This window comes from Bacillus cereus G9842 (genome assembly GCF_000021305.1).
Lineage (GTDB): Bacteria > Bacillota > Bacilli > Bacillales > Bacillaceae_G > Bacillus_A > Bacillus_A thuringiensis_S.
This window is the reverse complement of record NC_011772.1, coordinates 3,265,930-3,283,460: the sequence shown is the minus strand read 5'-3', so window position 1 is coordinate 3,283,460 and position 17,531 is coordinate 3,265,930. Positions and strand designations below refer to the sequence as shown.

Here is a 17,531-nt window from a genome sequence, read left to right as displayed (position 1 = left end):
AAAAACTGGAGGGAATTGATCATGAAATTTTTTATTGATACTGCAAATCTTGAGGACATAAAAAAAGCATATAAACTTGGAGTTTTAGCTGGTGTTACAACGAATCCTTCTTTAGTAGCAAAAGAGGGCGTTAAGTTTGAAGACCGTATCGCAGAAATTTGTCAGACAGTACCTAAAGTTGAGTCTGTATCGGCAGAGGTAACTCCAGATGCTGTTACGGCAGAAGAAATGATTGCTCAAGCAGAAGAATTAATTAAAATTAACGATGGCGATAAAAATGTCACGATAAAACTTCCAATGACGCTAGCAGGATTAGAAGCTTGTCGCTACCTTACTGAAAAAGGTGTGAAAACGAACGTTACACTTATTTTCACTGTGAACCAAGCACTTTTAGCTGCTCGAGCAGGTGCAACGTACGTTTCTCCATTTTTAGGACGCTTAGATGATATTTCTGAAGATGGCGTATTATTAGTTGCTAAAATTGCTGAATTATTCGATGTTCATCAACTAGATACACAAATTATTGCGGCTTCTGTTAGACATCCAGATCATGTAACTCGTGTAGCGATGGCAGGTGCTCACATTGCAACAATTCCTTATAAAGTAATTGAACAACTTGCTATGCACCCATTAACAGACCAAGGTATTGAGAAATTTGCTGCTGATTGGGCGAAAGCGCCTAAATTATAATGAAGTGAAATGTTCACTAATTGCTTTTTTACGAGAGGGTCAATCTCTATGTGACTTCATCCTATAAACTTAATCTTGATTTTGACATCTTATTACGTGAAAACAGCAATATCATATAGAAACAATTCATTTTCAAATTAGTACAATAGATATGAAAAGGCCCCCTTATGAGAGTAAAGTTAGTTAGCACGTAATTCTCATAAGGGAGAGTCTTTTTTCGTATAAACCATGGTGCTCCCAAGTATGTATGCATAATTAGTAAAGAATTGAGAGTGTTCTTTTTTAATGGTATATTCTGAAAGGGGTTACATAGTGAGATCGAAATATATGATTGGTGTAGATATTGGGACAACTAGTACAAAATCGGTTTTGTTTTCAATTGATGGATCTGTTATTGCAAGTCATGGAATTGAATATCCTTTATATTCTCCTACGCCTGAAATAGCAGAACAAGATCCAGAAGAAATCTTTCAAGCGGTGATACATACGATTAAAGAAGTTGTGCAATCAAGTAATATACAAGCGGTTGATATTCTCTGTGTTTCTTTCAGTTCGGCAATGCATAGCGTTATCGCTGTAGACGAAGATGGAAATCCGTTAACGAAATGTATCACGTGGGCAGATAATAGAAGTGCAAGCTGGGCGGAGAAAATAAAGAATGATATGAATGGTCATGAAATTTATTTACGTACTGGGACACCTATTCATCCGATGTCACCACTTTCGAAATTAGTTTGGTTACAGAATGAGCGGGTAGAATTGTTCGCAAGAAGTTATAAATTCATTTCTATTAAAGAATATGTTTTCTACAAGTTATATAAAGAATATGTAATTGATCATTCTATAGCATCAGCGACAGGGATGTTTAATTTGAAATCTTTAAAATGGGATGAAGAGGCTTTACATGTTGCGGGAATTACAGATGACAAGCTTTCTAAACTTGTTCCAACAACGCACAGTTTAACAGGATTAGATGAAGAGCTTGCCAAAGAGATGAATGTACTTGTTTCTACGCCTTTTGTAGTAGGAGCGAGTGATGGAGTACTATCTAATTTAGGTGTAAATGCGATAGACCCTGGCGTTGTGGCTGTTACAATTGGTACAAGCGGTGCGATACGTGCTGTAACAAATCGTCCTGTAACAGATCCAAAAGGTAGAATTTTTTGTTATGCGTTAACTGAAGACCATTGGGTAATCGGTGGTCCAGTTAATAACGGTGGTATGATTTTCAGATGGGCTCGTGACCAATTGGGCACTTCAGAGATTGAACTTGCGAAGCGTTTAGGAAAAGATCCATATGAAGTACTTACTGAAATAGCAGCAAATGTGAATCCTGGATCTGACGGTTTATTGTTTCATCCGTATTTAGCAGGGGAAAGAGCTCCTTTATGGAATGCAAATGCACGGGGATCTTTCTTTGGACTCGGATTGCATCATAAGAAAGAACATCTTATCCGTGCTGTTTTAGAAGGAGTAATTTATAATTTATATACCGTTCTTCTCGCTTTAAAAGAGCTAATTGGCGAACCAAAAAAAATTCAAGCGACAGGCGGTTTTGCAAGATCGGAACTTTGGAGACAGATGATGGCAGATATTTTCCATCAAGACGTATATGTTCCTGAAAGTTTCGAAAGCTCTTGCTTAGGTGCTGCAATCCTCGGTTTATATAGTTTAGGTGAAATAGATACATTATGCGTAGTTTCTGAAATGGTAGGGGCAGATTTTCATCATGGGCCAAACATGGAAAGTGTGGAAAAATATAAAGATTTAACACCAATCTATATTCGTCTGTCTCGTCAATTGGAAGAAGAATATGAAAGTATAGCAGCGTACCAAAAAAAGTGGGTTTAAAAGCTATTTATCAAGAAAATATGGTAACGTATAAAGAGGTACTCCGATTTTTTAGGATACTCTTTCAACATAAAATATTTTAAGAAGTATGATGAACGAAAAATATAGGGAGAGAGGGTTATAAAAATGAAGGATAACAAAGAGTTTATTGGATATGTTGGAACTTACACAAAAGAAAATAGTGAAGGAATATATAAGATTACTTTAGACACAGAAGCAAAAAAAATTAGTAATGTAACACTTGCCGCTAAGCTGGATAACCCTACATATGTAACGATTAACCGAAATAATGAGTATCTCTATTCCGTTGTTAAGGAAGGAGAATCTGGTGGTGTAGCTGCCTATTCAATTGATAGTAAAACTGGAGAGTTAAAGGCAGAAAACAGACAAGTAGTAGAAGGGGCTTCTCCTTGTCATGTGAGCGTTGATAGTGGGAATCATACGGTAGTTACAGCAAATTACCATAAAGGAACGATTGAGTCTTTTGAAATAAATGAAGAAAATGGAACTGTAAATCCTGCTTCATCTATTATGGCGCATGAAGGTTCAGGTCCAAATAAAGAGAGACAAGAAAAACCACATGCACATTACGCGGGATATACTCCTGATGAAAAATATGTGATAGGTGTTGATTTAGGAATTGATAAGTTAATTACGTATGAAATAAAAGATAGTACATTAACAGAAGTGAATAGTTTATCTGTAAATCCAGGGAGTGGTCCAAGACACATTACTTTTCATCCAAATGGAAAATACGCTTATGTAATGACGGAGCTTAGTTCAGAGGTTATTGCGCTAACATATAACTCGGAAGAAGGATCCTTTACAGAAGTACAGTATATTTCTACTCTTCCAGAACACTTTGATGAAAATAGTCAAGGAAGTGCTATCCATATTTCTTCTGACGGCCGTTTTGTATATGCAGGTAATCGTGGTCATAATAGTATCGCTATTTATAGCGTAGATCAAAATTCAGGTCAGCTTACATTTGTTGAACATACATCTACAGAAGGAAATTGGCCGAGGGACTTTGTATTAGATCCCACTGAAAAGTTTCTTGTTGCTACAAATGAAAAGTCACATAATCTTGTGCTATTTTCAAGAGATGAATCTACAGGAAAGTTAACACTTTTACAATCTGATGTTGCTGTGCCAGAGCCTGTTTGTGTGAAGTTTTTAAATGTTTAAGTTGTGTTCGATATAATTTCATATACTCAGAAAACAATAAAAAGCAAAGCGATATCGCTTTGCTTTTTATTGTTTCTTTTTCGGTCTACGTACTAATTCGCCGCCGCAGTTTGGACAAACGTTGTGTCTTTCTTCTGTACATGGTGCGCAAAATGTACATTCATATACACAAATGTATGCTTCAGAATCTTGTTCGAGCGATTGATCGCAAATTTGACAGTTTGTTTTCATTTGTAGTGCCATAATAAGTCTCCTTTTAGTTAGAAAATTTATAATTTAATTATAATTCATTAAATAAAAATAGTCCTTTTCAATTGAAAGGAAATCGAATGATAAAGTTATGAATTGAAACGAAAGATGCCGGTTTATTTTAAAATTGATTATTTATTACAGTTGGAATATTATGAAATAGTCAAAAGACAACAGGGGGTATAGATTTTGACTAATCATAATGATCATTTAAAAGCAAACTGCGAAAAATGCTTCGGTCTATGTTGCGTTGCATTACCGTTCGCAGCATCGATAGATTTTGCAGTGAATAAAGATGGTGGTAAACCATGTTCCAACTTACAATCAGATTTTAAATGTAGTATACATAAAAATCTTAGAGGAAAAGGTTATAAAGGTTGTACAGTATTTGAATGTTTCGGCGCTGGGCAGAAGATTTCTCAAGTTACATTTAACGGGGTTGATTGGCGGAAAGATGCTAAGCATGCGAGAAAAATGTATGATGCTTTTCCAGTTATGCATCAACTTCATGAAATGCTTTGGTATTTGAATGAAGCGATTCTTTTAAAGGCAACACAGCCAATTCATAAAGAGCTGAAGACCGCAATTGAGGAGACAGAGCGACTTTCGAATTTAAATCCAGATGAGTTAATGAAAATAAATGTTCCAGTGCATAGGGCAGAGGTAAACATTCTTCTTTTAGAAACGAGCGAATTAGTATGGAAGGAAATGAATACTGCGCGTAAGAAACGAATCATACACCGCGGTGCAGACCTTATGGGAGCAAATCTGAAAAAGAAAGATTTACAAGGTGCAAATTTAAGAGGAGCATATTTAATTGCGGCAAACTTAAATGGAGCAGACTTACGAGGGGCAGATCTCATCGGAGCAGATTTACGAGATGCAGATATTCGCGGGACTGATTTTACAAATAGTATTTTCCTGACGCAAGTTCAAGTTAATGCGGCTAGAGGGGACAAACATACGAAATTACCGAAATTATTGTCTCGTCCATCGCATTGGAGTGCGTAAAGAGTGAGGAGTATTTAGTGTGGATATATTTCAGTATTTAGAAGAGGTGCAAGAGGATGCCTTTTCGTTAGCAGTAGAGCAAATAGAAGCGAAGTATTATGATATTTGTTGCATGTTGGCGTCTACAGAATATGCAGAACGAATTAAAGCAATTGATTTAGAGTCATATAAGGAAAGTATTAGAGTAGGTTTGGATGCAGCTGTAGAAATGGCTACTAATGAAGAAGCAAAGGCGATTTATTTAGAGTATGATCTTGATAACGAGTGGAATAGTCAGTTTTATCCCGCATTAACGGGCAGTAAGACCCCCACCTCAAAATTCAGCGAAAGCAAAGAAGTTACGTGGGAAGTCAACTGCCCGTAAAAGCCCGATTGGTTCAACTAATAATCAGTGGGGATGAAGAACGCCCCCACTGATTAAAGTTTCACTTTATATTTGTGAGGAATATGTTTCAATGGAAGAAGAGGACGATAATTGGGCTTCAGAATGGACATATAATATTGAGGGGTCGGGGTCTGTAGAATTAGCGGATATGTATAATGAAAATGGCTTTGATACAAGTGAAAAAGCAATCAGTATAACTTTATATTTAATTGCTAAAACGCTGTGTAGTTTTATAAGTGTACGTAGTGAAGTGCAAAGTAATATACCGATTTGTATTGGTTTTCACGACCAAGATCCAATTATGCGAACAGGCAGAGACTAAGAATCTCTGCCTGTTTTGTTATTTCTTTTCAAAAGTAGTAATGAAAACGCTACATATAATGAGCATACCACCAATGAAAAAGTTACTATTTAATGTCTCATTTAATAAGAGCCAACCAAGTAATGATCCAACGATAGGTTGGAAGAAGAAAAATAAGGAACCGATGCTTGCATCCATTAAGTCTAATCCTTTATTCCAAAGGAAAAAGGCACCTGCTGTTGAGACGATTCCTAAGTATAATACGCCTAATATGACGTACGTATTTACTGTTCCGATAGAGGATGTTTGTAGTTCCCCTATCATAAAAGGTGTAATAAAAAAGAGTGAAAAGAATATGGCATACGTTGTAATAACTAAGGATGAAAATTGGATTGAAGCGATTTTTACATAAATAGATAGTAAAGCCCACGTAATAGCGGCTCCAACTAAAATGATTGTTCCGATAAAATAGGAGCCGATTTCAATATCCCATCCGATTACGATAATGACACCGATTGTCGCTATTATAGTAGATAAAAGTCTACGAGCAGTTAGTTTTTCTTTCAAAATGAGCGCTGCAAATATAACCATAAATGCAGGTGTAGCTGATGTAACTAACGAGCCTGTATGAGCGTCGGATAATTTTGTTCCGATAAATTGGCATGTGATTGAAATGAAATAGCCGATAAATCCAATCCAAGCGAATAATAGCCAATCTTTTTTGCGAATGGTTGCTTTTTTCTTTTGCTTTTTCTCAGCTATTTTCAAAATGAAATACAAAACAACAAAAGCGATAATAAAGCGTAACCAAACGAGTGTCAGTGGTGGGATAAAATCGAGTATGTATTTGCTAACAACATACATACCACCCCATATACTTGCTGTTAGTGATAAATATATAGCTCCTAAAATTGTTTGTTTCATGTAAAGTACCTCCGTCTATTTTTAGGGTAATATGAGTTCCCTAAGACGAGGCGTAGTGTATGTGCTAAATGAATGCCCGTCTTAGTTTATAGACGGCCTACAGGCTGATCGTTTTCGAATGAAGTGTTGTAGTACATGAGTGCATTCCTCCTTCATATTTTATAATGATATTATAACTTAATTTTCAGTTTATTGTACTGGGTTATTTTTTTAGAAATAGAACGGTATGTTCTAAAATAAGAAAATTTGAAAAGAACAGGTGATTTCATAAATATATTTGGCTAGCACGTAATTAATGAAATTTAATAATTTAATTATATAAGTAGAATCATATTCTATAAGTTTAAGAAAATATATGAAGTTGTGTATAAATTGTGAATAATAAACCGTCACGTTTGACTGTACAGTTTATGTGTTGTATGATGTAAGTAATATAAACAAGGGGGGAAGATCGTTGGGAAGGTGTATCGAATCGGACAGTTGGCTCTCATGGCTCACGTGTCGAAACGAACGATTGATTATTATACGAATCTAGGTATCTTAAAAGCGGAGCGATCTCAATCTAATTATCGCTATTACGACGAAACAGCATTTGAGACATTACAATTTATTGAGAAGTGCAAAGAAATGCATATGCCGCTTTGTGAGATTAAAGAGAAAATCGAGGAGAAGAAGAAGCTGCTCGGTATCAATGAACACGTTTCGAAACAAGTGAATGAAGTGACAGACCATATTCACCGATTAGAAGTGGAGCTTACTGAGTTAAAACCGCTTTTAGATGAATTGACTGATTCACAACGTGAAAAAATATCGAAATCTTTATCAGGTCAAACGACAGCTTTAATACAGACACTTGCTCTATTATTATAGAATAAGTGAAATCCGACCTCTTTAATTTTTGTATCGGGCTATGTTTTCTAACAAATAAATAAGAAAACATTATAGTATACAGGAGGTGGACACCTTAGTTTTTTAACTAAGGGGATTCATTGGAAATATTTAATTTAGTCATGGTTGCGATTTTAATCGCATTTACTGGATTTTTCGTAGCAGCAGAGTTTGCGATTGTAAAGATACGTTCAAGCCGTATCGATCAGCTTGTTGCGGAAGGAAAACGCGGTGCTTTAGCAGCGAAAAAGGTAACAACAAATTTAGATGAATATTTATCTGCTTGTCAATTAGGTATTACAGTTACAGCTATGGGATTAGGTTGGTTAGGTGAACCGACAATCGAAAAGTTATTACACCCGTTATTTGAGAAATGGAACTTAAATCCTTCTATTTCATCAGTATTAACATTTGGTCTTGCTTTTATGATTATGACGTATTTACACGTTGTAGTAGGGGAATTAGCTCCGAAAACGATGGCAATTCAAAAGGCTGAAAGGGTAACGTTATTATTGGCAGGTCCATTAATGATGTTCTATAAAGTAATGTATCCATTTATTTGGGTATTGAACGGTTCAGCTCGTGTGATAACTGGTTTATTCGGTTTAAAGCCAGCTTCAGAACATGAAGTAGCTCATACAGAAGAAGAATTACGTCTTATCCTTTCAGATAGCTATGAAAGCGGCGAAATTAATCAAGCTGAATACAAGTATGTAAATAACATTTTTGAATTTGATAATCGTATTGCGAAAGAGATTATGGTACCGCGAACAGAAATCATTGGTTTCTACCTGGAAGATTCAGTAGAAGAACACATGAAAGTAATCCAAAATGAGCGATACACACGTTATCCGATTTTTGGGGAAGATAAAGATGATATTATCGGTATGGTCAACGTAAAAGATTTCTTTATTCGATATATGACCGAGGATCAAAAAGATTTATCATTTATTCGCTCGTATATGCGTCCGATTATTGAAGTGATGGAAACGACTCCAATTCACGATTTATTACTTCAAATGCAGAAAAAGCGAATTCCGATGGCTGTTTTATATGATGAGTACGGAGGAACAGCCGGAATTGTAACGCTTGAAGATATCTTGGAGGAAATCGTCGGCGAAATTCGTGACGAATATGATGAAGATGAAGCACCACCAATTCAACATGTGAACGAGCAACATATCATTGTTGATGGAAAAGTGCTTATCTCAGAAGTGAAAGATTTATTTGGATTACACATCGAAGAAGATGATGTGGATACAATCGGTGGATGGATTATGATGCAAAATCATGAAATCGAAGAAGGACAACACGTTGAGGCGGAAGGTTATGAATTTAAAGTGTTAGAAAAAGACGCTTACCAAATTAAACGTGTTGAAATTCGTAAGATGGAACAAGAACAAGAAGAAGAGAAAGCAGCAACTGTGTAAGTTGCTGCTTTTCTTCTAAAGTACAAAAAATGAGAACTTAGGAGCGGATATTTTGATTCAAGAAGCCTTACGTGTATATCGATTACAATTGTATGTGATCTTTAGTGGTTTACTACTTATGTGGACGATTACTCCGTTTGGAAAACAAGTGACAGGGTTTGGTATTGGATTAGCAGTAAGCGCCTATTGTCTTTGGTTATTAGCTCGCAGGGTGGAGAAACTCGGAAAAAGTATCGTAATGAAGGAAAAGGCTCCTGGGTTAGGAGTTCTAAACCGATTTGCAGCTGCCATTTTAGGAGCAATCATCATGTATGAAATTGAGCATGAAATGGAAATGTGGGCATTTGGTACAGGCATTTTAGGTGGTCACTTTTTAATGATTGCAAATTTAGCTTATGCGAATATGCAGTTAGTGAAAGAGGAAGAGGAAGAGAAGCAAAGGGAACATGCTTCGAAAAACATAGAGCTATGATGAAAGGGGCCTAATGGGGTTCCTTTTTTGTGTTTAAGTGAGCTAATGAAAGGAATCAATTTTACGACAAATATAATACGCTTCTTTTTTTCGTTTTTCAATAGTATGAAAAATAATGTAAAAAAATTTAAAAACCCATCGATTTCTAAAGGTTATGTATGTTATTATGACAAAAGACTTTTTGAAAGAGGTGGATACCAATGTTACAAGCGTTACTTATTTTTGTGCTTCAAATTATTTATGTTCCAATTTTAACAATCCGTACGATTTTGCTTGTAAAGAATCAAACAAGATCCGCTGCTGGTGTTGGATTGTTAGAAGGAGCTATTTACATTGTCAGTTTAGGTATTGTGTTTCAAGATTTATCAAATTGGATGAACATCGTTGCCTATGTCATTGGCTTTAGTACAGGACTTTTATTAGGCGGTTATATAGAGAATAAATTAGCAATTGGTTATATTACGTATCAAGTTAGTTTACTAGACCGTTGTAATGAATTAGTAGATGAACTACGTCACTCTGGATTTGGTGTTACGGTATTTGAAGGCGAAGGAATTAATTCTATACGTTATCGCTTAGATATCGTTGCAAAGCGCTCTAGAGAGAAAGAACTGTTAGAAATCATTAATAAAATTGCACCGAAAGCGTTTATGTCTTCTTATGAAATCCGTTCATTTAAAGGCGGATATTTAACGAAGGCGATGAAGAAGAGAGCGTTAATGAAGAAGAAAGATGAACATGCATCGTAAAGAAAAGGGGGTAGTGCAGCTTTAAAAGCATGGCATAATCCCAAAATAAAAAGAGAGGAATCAAGTTTGAAAAAGATTCCTCTCTTTTTTATGTATTATTTTTTTCTACTCTTTCTTAAATTAACAAGTAACCATACAACTTGAATAATTATTGGTAATATAAATGCAATTAATAAAACGATAAAGGCTATTAATTTCAGCTCAGGTGTTTGAGTAACACCGGTCCCATCAACCTCTCTTAGCAAAATGATAGCTGTCAATATCCCGAAAGCTATAATCCAAAATATGTTACCAATCCACCAATAAATCCATCTTCTTTTCATGCTAGCACCCCTTATATTTACCCACTGTTAAAAGTAAATTTTCGTTCGTTACATTTATAATGAAATGCCTATAAAATTAATTTTTTTAACTGTATACCTAACTTGTTTAAAGGTTACCATTTCTCCATCTTTATCATCATCTTTTGTTTGCAAAAGTTGAACTTTTGGCTTGTAGTCCGTCCTATGAGCGTGTTCGATATCTTTAATGTTAAGCTTGTAGGATTCACCATTATTAATTTTTTGTTCCAATACTTTTTTATTAGCAACATAAATAAAGGTCACTTTATTTTCATCAATGCCCTCGGTCTTAATTTCTAATTCATTATCTTTTGTTGTAATGGTTGGTGTTAATAATTCCATACTGCCGTTTCCAGTTTCTAAAGAATTTCCTGCAATAGCTGAACATCCGGATAATATGATTCCGGTGAATAGAAGAACAGCTAATTTCTGTTTCATAACATCCCTCAATTCCATGTGAATTTTGATTTTGGTATTGCTAGATTACTAGTGTGGAGCGTAAATGTTTAGTTAGTACCCTTTTAATTGTACCATAATATGTAAATTAAAACAGGATGTATATCCAATTTAAGGGAGATTAAAAAATTTACTGATTGTTGTAAATTCGTGTGTTTTAGCTTCTATTTCAATCGAAATGTAGACGAGAGAAAGAAATTTTTTTATAGAAATTATAATTTTTACATTTTACAATAATGATAGGGAATAGATGAATTCATTTACTTCGGAGGTAGTTATTTGAACATTAATGAGAAGGCAATTGAAATGTTTGAACAAAATAAATATGAGGAAGCAATGGAACTGTTTCAACAAGCAGTACATGAATCTAGAGACGTACAATCTCTCAATAATCTGGCTTGGATGTACTTTTATGAGGAAGAGAATGATGATAAAGCTCTTGAATTAATAAGAGAAGTTGTTAAGTTGAATCCTTCTTCATACTTTCCTTATAACATCTTAGGGGAAATTTACACGAAACAAGAAAAATGGGAAGAAGCGAAAGAAGTATTGCAAAAATCTATTTCGATGCAACCATCGGATGAAGCATTTCACAATGTAGCTGTAGCGCATTATAACCTTGGAGAGTTAGAAAAAGCTTCGGAATTTTTTTTGCGAGTTGCAGGGGATTCGGACTATATAATGTATAGCTATGTAAAATGCTTAATTGATTTAGGGCGAACGACAGAAGCGAAAGAGAAGTTAGATGCTTTTAACAGGAAATCTGATAATTTTTTAGGAGAAATTCATGTAGCAGATTTATATGTTGAGTTGAATTGCTATAACGAAGCAATTGAATGGTTCGAAAAGGGATACAAAGAAGTTTGGAAAAGTCCTAACTGGATTGGTAGGTTTGTATATGCTCTATATAAAGCTAATAATTTCTCCCGTATAAATGAAGTTATACAGGAATCTATCGAAGCGAAAACATCAGAAATAGAAGATGTTCAGAATGAAGAAGTAGAAGAAAACTGGACAGAAAAAGATAAGAAAGAGTTAATTGAGGAATATACAGAAGAGAATAATTGTTATAAAACAATGATAGAACGTATCAAATCTGGATATGTTCCAGGGTTAGAATTTGAAACTTATCATTTAGGGGGGTGCTATTTATTTGGTTGTAAAAGACATAATCATCTTGAATATGAAAAATAAAAAGATTCGACTGCCAAGTATGATGGTCGAATTTTTTTATTATAGGTTGCTTGTCTAAAGGTACCATTTCAATTGTAATGTGTTAAAGAGGTTTCGTCTCATTACATAGGTATATATCCTCTTTAGAGCTCCCTTTTTTAATATTTAAAATATGGAGTGAAATAAAACCAATAACTCCTATTCCGCCGAAAATAAGCCATGGTGTATACATTCCGCTTAAATTGGATGTAAACGATGTCCCGGTATAGTTACCGATGATAAAACCAAATGCGAGTGATAGTTGATAAAATCCGAAGAAAGTGGCTGTATATGATTCATTACTGTAATTTGCAATAGCGATATCAGCGTTAGGTAATACGAGTGTTTCACCGATTGTAAATAAAATTACACAAATAAAGAGCCAATATGGGTGTTGAAATAAAGGAATGAGTAAAAAGGAAATACTCATTAATAAAACACCGTATTTAATAATCGAAAGTGTGTTGTATTTGTGGAATAATTTTCGGAATAATACCATAAATATGACGCCTGTTATCGCATTTATCGTAATAACGAGTGTAGCAAGTTGATTGCTATTACTAATGTTTTTCATATGAAGTGGAAGTGCGACAGTAAGCTGAGTAAACATAATATAGAAGAAAATCATGATAAAGGAAAACAGAAGGAAAGACTTGTTTTGTAAGATGGCCTGTATTCCTAATGTAATAGACGTGTTTTCAGTAGTGACTTGGAAGTGATTTTTAAGTAAGTAAAAGATAAAAGCAAATAACAGCATAAGAGATCCTGTTAGAGAGAAAGCGTAGAGTGGATCGAGTAAGAGTAAGAACCCTCCTGCAATTGGTCCGATTATTGCACCGCAATTAAAGCTAAGGTTTAAATATGTAAATAAATTTTTTCTCAAATGAGCTGGCTGTGAGCCAAATATAGCGCGAGCGGCAGGTTCGTAAAATGCAGTTCCGAAGCCAATAAGTGCAGAAGAAATAGAAATTGTATAGAAATCAGAGCATATTCCTAAAGCGATAAATCCGATTCCTCTCAAAAATAAACCAGCTATCATCATAATGATATAGCCTATTTTGTCAGCAATTAACCCTGAGAATAATGGGATAACTCGTGATGTAATTGTCATAACCGTCAACACTGTTCCTACTTGGACAGCAGAAAAATGAAGAAAGGTTAATAGATAAATAGCTAAAAATGCGTATACTGCAAAATACCCAAAAGACATAAAAAATGAAGAAATAAGCATGAAACGTATCGGTGTTGAGAAACTTTTCATAGAAATCCCCCTAATTATGTAACCAATAAAATTATTTGATGGTTAACTATTTTATACTATAATTATACATAAAGTCAGAAAAAAGTAAATTTTAAGAAGAAGGTGGATCGAATTGAATCAAAACGCTCCAAATGAACTAGAATATATTCGGGAATTTTTAAATACATGGAGAATACCAAACGATACGAGAGAGCCAATTGATTTGCTGCAAACAAAAGAAGATATAAAGCTCTTTATGAAAGAATATTTTGATGAAGAGTTTCCATTTCATACGATAGAGGAATTAAGAAATTTTCGAGAAGATATTCGGATGACAATTGAAGGCGAAGAATCATTGCAAAAATGGTTAGAGAAATACCCATTTCATGTACATATAAAGGAAGATATGAAAGGTATTACATATGAACCAGTATATGAAGAGAATGTGTATACAAAAGTGCTAAGCATTGTGTTAATGTCAATTCAAGAAAATGTGTGGGGAAGGTTAAAAGCATGTCCAGATTGTCGCTGGGTATTTTATGATCATTCGCGAAATGGAAGTAAAAGATGGTGCGGTATGTATGCTGGAGAAGAAGGAGGAAGAGCATGCGGGACGATTGCAAAAGTGAAAAACTACCGGGCGAAGAGAAAAGGGCGATCTGGTTATGATATGTAAGTAATATTAGAGAAAGAAAAATGGATGGGGGGAATGATATGGAAGGCACACAAATGTTAGCTTTAAACAAAAAGTGTTGGGATACAGTTACACCATATTTCTTTCAAGTGGATTGTTTACCGAAATATGGTCCGTATACGGCGTCTGAAGATGAGATTCATTTGTTCGATTCAATTAGAAATAAAAAAGTTCTTGATATTGGGTGTGGAAGTGGACATTCGTTGCAATATATGGCAGAGCATAGGGCAGAGGAAGTATGGGGTCTTGATCTTTCAAGTGAACAAATTAAAACAGCGAATAAAACGTAAAAGCGTTGGAATCCAAAGTTAATATGCGGAGCAATGGAAGAAGAAGATATTCAGAAAGGGTATTTTGATATTATATATTCCATTTATGCATTAGGTTGGACTTCAAATTTAGGAAAAACAGTAGAGTTTATATATTCCTATTTAAAGCCAGGAGAAAGTTTTATTTTTAGTTGGGAGCACCCAGTATATTCAAACTTACAATATGGTACAGAAGAAGTTGCTATAAAGTCTTCTTATCATGAGGAAACGTCCATTACGTTTGAAACATTTAAAGGAGAAAATGTACAAGCGATATTATATAAGAGAAAAATAAGTACATATATAAATGAGTTAAATAGAGCAGGCTTTATAATTGAGAGAATAGAAGAGCCTGAACCATCGAGCTCGTTTGATGGAGAACTAGCTGAGCCGTCTACGAAATATTATTCTTTATATAAAGCTAGGGTGGTACCAACTACTTTTATTATTAAGGCGAGGAAACAAATTGTTTTATAAAAAGAAGCCTATCGTTTCAAATAGTTGAAATGATAGGCTTCTTTATTTTTAAAAAATAAGGTCAGAGGTGTACTTTTTTTAAAAAAATGCATTTCATATAAAAGGTGTAATGATTTTAGGGAAGGGGGATTGTTGTGCGTCATCATAAAAATTGCAAAAAATTCGGAGTGGCACTGCCTCTTCCGCTTATAGGTGCAACTGGTCCAACAGGTAATAGTGGCCCTGTAGGTCCAACTGGAGGGCATGAAGGTCCTGTTGGTCCAACAGGGATGACTGGACCGACGGGAGCAACTGGTCCCCAAGGACCCCAAGGACCTCAAGGTATCAGGGGAATACAAGGTTCGCGAGGGACAACAGGAGCGCAGGGAATACAAGGAGCTGTTGGTGATACCGGAGAGCAAGGTATAACTGGTCCAACTGGCCTCCAAGGTGCTCAAGGATTAATCGGAAACCAAGGTCCAATTGGTGATATTGGGGTACAAGGATTAGAAGGAACACAGGGAGCTACGGGTCCTGCTGGTAGTCAAGGAATACAGGGCATACAAGGAATACAAGGGGAAGTAGGTGAGCGAGGACAAACAGGGGCACAAGGAATACAAGGAGAGAGAGGGGTAACTGGAGTTCCAGGGGTAACTGGTTCCCAAGGTCCTCAAGGTGTTCAAGGGATACAAGGAGAGCAAGGGGCTACTGGTATACAAGGAGAAGACGGCGCTCAAGGAATACAAGGAATTACTGGAGAACAAGGACACCAAGGTGATCAAGGGGCACAAGGTGTAGTAGGACCAACTGGTTCTACTGGAATACAAGGTCCTCAAGGTATAAGCGGAATAAAGGGAATAACCGGTGTAACAGGCCCTCAAGGTCCACAAGGAGTTCAAGGAATACAAGGAGTAAGTGGATCCACAGGTTTTCAAGGAGCAAAAGGAGTACGAGGGATAACAGGAGCAACTGGTCCTACTGGTACACAAGGCTCAGAAGGACCACCGGGTGGTCCGACGGGAACAACCGGTCCAATTGGTCCATCTAGTGGAGTGACTGGTCCATCAGGTCCACCCGGCCCGCCAGGAGGTCCAACAGGTCCAACGGGTGCGACTGGTTCAACAGGTGTAAGCGGAGGGATAGGACCAATTGGAGCGCAAGGAGTGCAAGGTATAACAGGTCCAACAGGTCCTCAAGGTGTAAGGGGAGTCCAAGGTTCCCAAGGTGTAGTTGGAGCAGTTGGAGTCCAAGGGGCACAAGGTCCTCAAGGTAACCCAGGTATAACGGGTCCAACGGGTGCAGAAGGTTCTCAAGGAATACAAGGTACGCGTGGAGTAACTGGTCCGACAGGTGCAGAAGGCCCTAAAGGTATTCAAGGTATTCAAGGTGTAATAGGCCCAACAGGTGCACAAGGAATGGTGGGAATACAAGGGATAGCCGGTCCAGCTGGTGTTACAGGAGCGGAAGGAGTTCAAGGTGAACAAGGAATCCGAGGAGCAACTGGTCCAGCTGGAGCGCAAGGTATACAAGGAGTACAAGGAATTCAAGGGGAAACAGGAGCAGCTGGAGCACAAGGTCCTCAAGGAGTTCAAGGGATACAAGGGACTACGGGATTGACAGGTGCACAAGGTGCACAAGGTCTTCAAGGAGTGCAAGGAATAATCGGTCCGACTGGAGCTATTGGTTTGCAAGGTCCTCAAGGATTACAAGGAATAACGGGTCCAACAGGAGTTCAAGGAGTGCAAGGAATACAAGGAGTGCAAGGAATAATCGGTCCAACAGGAGCACAAGGAATTAGAGGTCCCCAAGGAAATACAGGGGAGGTCGGTATAACTGGCCCTCAAGGAGTCCAAGGGGCACAAGGTAGTCAAGGACCCCAAGGCCCACAAGGGAATATTGGAATTACTGGTGCAACGGGTGAAACTGGAGCTACTGGAGCAACCGGGTCAACTGGACCACAAGGTGTGCAAGGTGTTCAAGGGATTACGGGAATACAAGGAATAACAGGAATGACAGGCGATATAGGTGCAACGGGTCCGCAAGGAATACAAGGTATACAAGGAATTCAAGGTTTGCAAGGCCCAATTGGAGCAAGTGGGGTGACAGGTGCTAGTGGTAGTATAGGCCCAGTTGGAGCGCAAGGTAGTCAGGGGCAAAACGGAGCGGTTGGACCAACAGGCGCAACTGGTAATGTAGGATCAATAGGTTTCTCGGGGATAGCAGGAGCGACTGGAGCGACTGGTTTACCTAGTGGGGGCGGTTATTTCTTTTCCACTGCAACGAGTACAATTGCAGCGAATGCGCTAATACCAATTAATTCTGGTTCTACAATTTTTGGAGCAGGAGTTAGTTTAACAAATGCGACAACTATAACGTTAAGTACGCCAGGGATATATTTAATAAGTTATTATTTTCAAGGGGATGCAATTTTGGGGAATGAAACGATTTCGGTAAGGCTTGTTTTAAACGGAACGCAAGTCGCAGGGAGTTTTATTCTTTATGTTACAAAAGGTAATTTTATATTAGAACCAGCGATTTCAAATACGATGGTAATTGAAGTTACTTCTCCAAATTCCACTTTGTCATTACAAAATGGTCCATTAGCTATTGGGCATGTAACGACATTAGCGGGAATAATAACAGCTAGCTTAAACATATTACAAATAGTTTGATGCGTTACAAACGG

General features: G+C 36.8%; 16 protein-coding genes and 2 pseudogenes. 13 read left to right on the top strand and 5 right to left on the bottom strand.

Annotated features, from left to right (window positions below; all coding sequences use genetic code 11):
• The first annotated feature begins 21 nt into the window (after positions 1-21).
• From fsa to BCG9842_RS16495, 3 genes are all read left to right on the top strand, one after another.
• Positions 22-690, top strand: coding sequence for a fructose-6-phosphate aldolase (gene fsa / locus BCG9842_RS16505; protein ID WP_000667694.1), 669 nt, complete (start codon positions 22-24; stop codon positions 688-690).
• A 327-nt stretch (positions 691-1,017) separates the two neighbouring features.
• Entirely contained in the window at positions 1,018-2,541 is a 1,524-nt protein-coding gene (gene gntK, locus BCG9842_RS16500) for a gluconokinase (RefSeq protein WP_033669680.1), read from the top strand.
• A gap of 126 nt (positions 2,542-2,667) precedes the next feature.
• Positions 2,668-3,729, top strand: a complete 1,062-nt coding sequence (locus tag BCG9842_RS16495) for a lactonase family protein (protein WP_000654322.1) — start codon at positions 2,668-2,670, stop codon at positions 3,727-3,729.
• Between the two features lie 66 nt (positions 3,730-3,795).
• Here BCG9842_RS16495 and BCG9842_RS16490 read toward each other — a convergent pair whose 3' ends face one another.
• On the bottom strand, positions 3,796-3,972 hold the full coding sequence (locus BCG9842_RS16490; RefSeq protein ID WP_001207874.1) for a DUF1272 domain-containing protein: 177 nt from the start codon (positions 3,970-3,972) through the stop codon (positions 3,796-3,798).
• A 195-nt stretch (positions 3,973-4,167) separates the two neighbouring features.
• On the opposite strand from BCG9842_RS16490, the gene BCG9842_RS16485 reads away from it, so the two are divergent.
• Together BCG9842_RS16485 and BCG9842_RS32055 are read left to right on the top strand one after the other, a co-directional pair.
• Positions 4,168-4,989, top strand: a complete 822-nt coding sequence (locus BCG9842_RS16485; protein WP_000181417.1) for a pentapeptide repeat-containing protein — start codon at positions 4,168-4,170, stop codon at positions 4,987-4,989.
• Between the two features lie 19 nt (positions 4,990-5,008).
• Positions 5,009-5,696 (top strand): annotated as a pseudogene (locus BCG9842_RS32055) (hypothetical protein).
• An 18-nt stretch (positions 5,697-5,714) separates the two neighbouring features.
• Here BCG9842_RS32055 and BCG9842_RS16470 read toward each other — a convergent pair.
• Positions 5,715-6,599 (bottom strand): DMT family transporter, encoded by an 885-nt coding sequence (locus tag BCG9842_RS16470; protein ID WP_000814766.1) that lies wholly within the window; start codon positions 6,597-6,599, stop codon positions 5,715-5,717.
• A 462-nt stretch (positions 6,600-7,061) separates the two neighbouring features.
• On the opposite strand from BCG9842_RS16470, the gene BCG9842_RS16465 reads away from it, so the two are divergent.
• From BCG9842_RS16465 to BCG9842_RS16450, 4 genes are all read left to right on the top strand, one after another.
• A complete protein-coding gene (locus BCG9842_RS16465) occupies positions 7,062-7,469 on the top strand; it encodes a MerR family transcriptional regulator (protein WP_000285639.1) in 408 nt (135 codons plus the stop codon).
• 119 nt (positions 7,470-7,588) lie between these two features.
• Positions 7,589-8,917 (top strand): hemolysin family protein, encoded by a 1,329-nt coding sequence (locus tag BCG9842_RS16460; RefSeq protein ID WP_000402254.1) that lies wholly within the window; start codon positions 7,589-7,591, stop codon positions 8,915-8,917.
• A gap of 52 nt (positions 8,918-8,969) precedes the next feature.
• Positions 8,970-9,389, top strand: a complete 420-nt coding sequence (locus tag BCG9842_RS16455; RefSeq protein WP_000613871.1) for an ATP synthase subunit I — start codon at positions 8,970-8,972, stop codon at positions 9,387-9,389.
• A gap of 200 nt (positions 9,390-9,589) precedes the next feature.
• Positions 9,590-10,138 (top strand): DUF2179 domain-containing protein, encoded by a 549-nt coding sequence (locus tag BCG9842_RS16450; RefSeq protein WP_000938443.1) that lies wholly within the window; start codon positions 9,590-9,592, stop codon positions 10,136-10,138.
• A gap of 95 nt (positions 10,139-10,233) precedes the next feature.
• Here the strand turns inward: BCG9842_RS16450 and BCG9842_RS16445 are convergent, their stop codons facing one another.
• Both BCG9842_RS16445 and BCG9842_RS16440 read right to left on the bottom strand, forming a co-directional pair.
• A complete protein-coding gene (locus BCG9842_RS16445; RefSeq protein ID WP_000830329.1) occupies positions 10,234-10,461 on the bottom strand; it encodes a DUF3923 family protein in 228 nt (75 codons plus the stop codon).
• A 54-nt stretch (positions 10,462-10,515) separates the two neighbouring features.
• Positions 10,516-10,917, bottom strand: a complete 402-nt coding sequence (locus BCG9842_RS16440) for a hypothetical protein (protein ID WP_000810639.1) — start codon at positions 10,915-10,917, stop codon at positions 10,516-10,518.
• Positions 10,918-11,214: 297 nt separating this feature from the next.
• Here BCG9842_RS16440 and BCG9842_RS16435 point away from each other — a divergent pair, with 297 nt between their 5' ends.
• The gene (locus BCG9842_RS16435; RefSeq protein ID WP_001024467.1) at positions 11,215-12,129 is read left to right on the top strand and encodes a tetratricopeptide repeat protein; all 915 of its coding nucleotides are present in this window, start codon (positions 11,215-11,217) and stop codon (positions 12,127-12,129) included.
• Between the two features lie 82 nt (positions 12,130-12,211).
• On the opposite strand, the gene BCG9842_RS16430 is transcribed toward BCG9842_RS16435, so the two are convergent.
• Positions 12,212-13,408 carry an MDR family MFS transporter gene (locus tag BCG9842_RS16430; protein ID WP_000834870.1) on the bottom strand — a complete coding sequence of 399 codons (1,197 nt, stop codon included), beginning with the start codon at positions 13,406-13,408 and terminating at the stop codon, positions 12,212-12,214.
• A gap of 112 nt (positions 13,409-13,520) precedes the next feature.
• Between BCG9842_RS16430 and BCG9842_RS16425 the strand changes: the two genes are divergently transcribed.
• The 3 genes and pseudogenes from BCG9842_RS16425 (at position 13,521) to BCG9842_RS16410 (ending at position 17,517) form a co-directional block, all read left to right on the top strand.
• The gene (locus BCG9842_RS16425) at positions 13,521-14,063 is read left to right on the top strand and encodes a CGNR zinc finger domain-containing protein (protein ID WP_001072948.1); all 543 of its coding nucleotides are present in this window, start codon (positions 13,521-13,523) and stop codon (positions 14,061-14,063) included.
• A 38-nt stretch (positions 14,064-14,101) separates the two neighbouring features.
• Positions 14,102-14,866 (top strand): annotated as a pseudogene (locus BCG9842_RS31675) (class I SAM-dependent methyltransferase).
• 134 nt (positions 14,867-15,000) lie between these two features.
• Positions 15,001-17,517: a collagen-like protein gene (locus BCG9842_RS16410; protein ID WP_001215787.1), complete on the top strand. Its 2,517-nt coding sequence runs from the start codon at positions 15,001-15,003 to the stop codon at positions 17,515-17,517.
• The last annotated feature ends 14 nt before the right edge of the window (positions 17,518-17,531 follow it).

Coding starts and splice junctions, on each gene's coding strand:
- fsa (WP_000667694.1), top strand. CDS start 22: ATGAAATTTTTTATTGATACTGCAAATCTTGAGGACATAAAAAAAGCA.
- gntK (WP_033669680.1), top strand. CDS start 1,018: ATGATTGGTGTAGATATTGGGACAACTAGTACAAAATCGGTTTTGTTT.
- BCG9842_RS16495 (WP_000654322.1), top strand. CDS start 2,668: ATGAAGGATAACAAAGAGTTTATTGGATATGTTGGAACTTACACAAAA.
- BCG9842_RS16490 (WP_001207874.1), bottom strand. CDS start 3,972: ATGGCACTACAAATGAAAACAAACTGTCAAATTTGCGATCAATCGCTC.
- BCG9842_RS16470 (WP_000814766.1), bottom strand. CDS start 6,599: ATGAAACAAACAATTTTAGGAGCTATATATTTATCACTAACAGCAAGT.
- BCG9842_RS16450 (WP_000938443.1), top strand. CDS start 9,590: ATGTTACAAGCGTTACTTATTTTTGTGCTTCAAATTATTTATGTTCCA.
- BCG9842_RS16445 (WP_000830329.1), bottom strand. CDS start 10,461: ATGAAAAGAAGATGGATTTATTGGTGGATTGGTAACATATTTTGGATT.
- BCG9842_RS16440 (WP_000810639.1), bottom strand. CDS start 10,917: ATGAAACAGAAATTAGCTGTTCTTCTATTCACCGGAATCATATTATCC.
- BCG9842_RS16430 (WP_000834870.1), bottom strand. CDS start 13,408: ATGAAAAGTTTCTCAACACCGATACGTTTCATGCTTATTTCTTCATTT.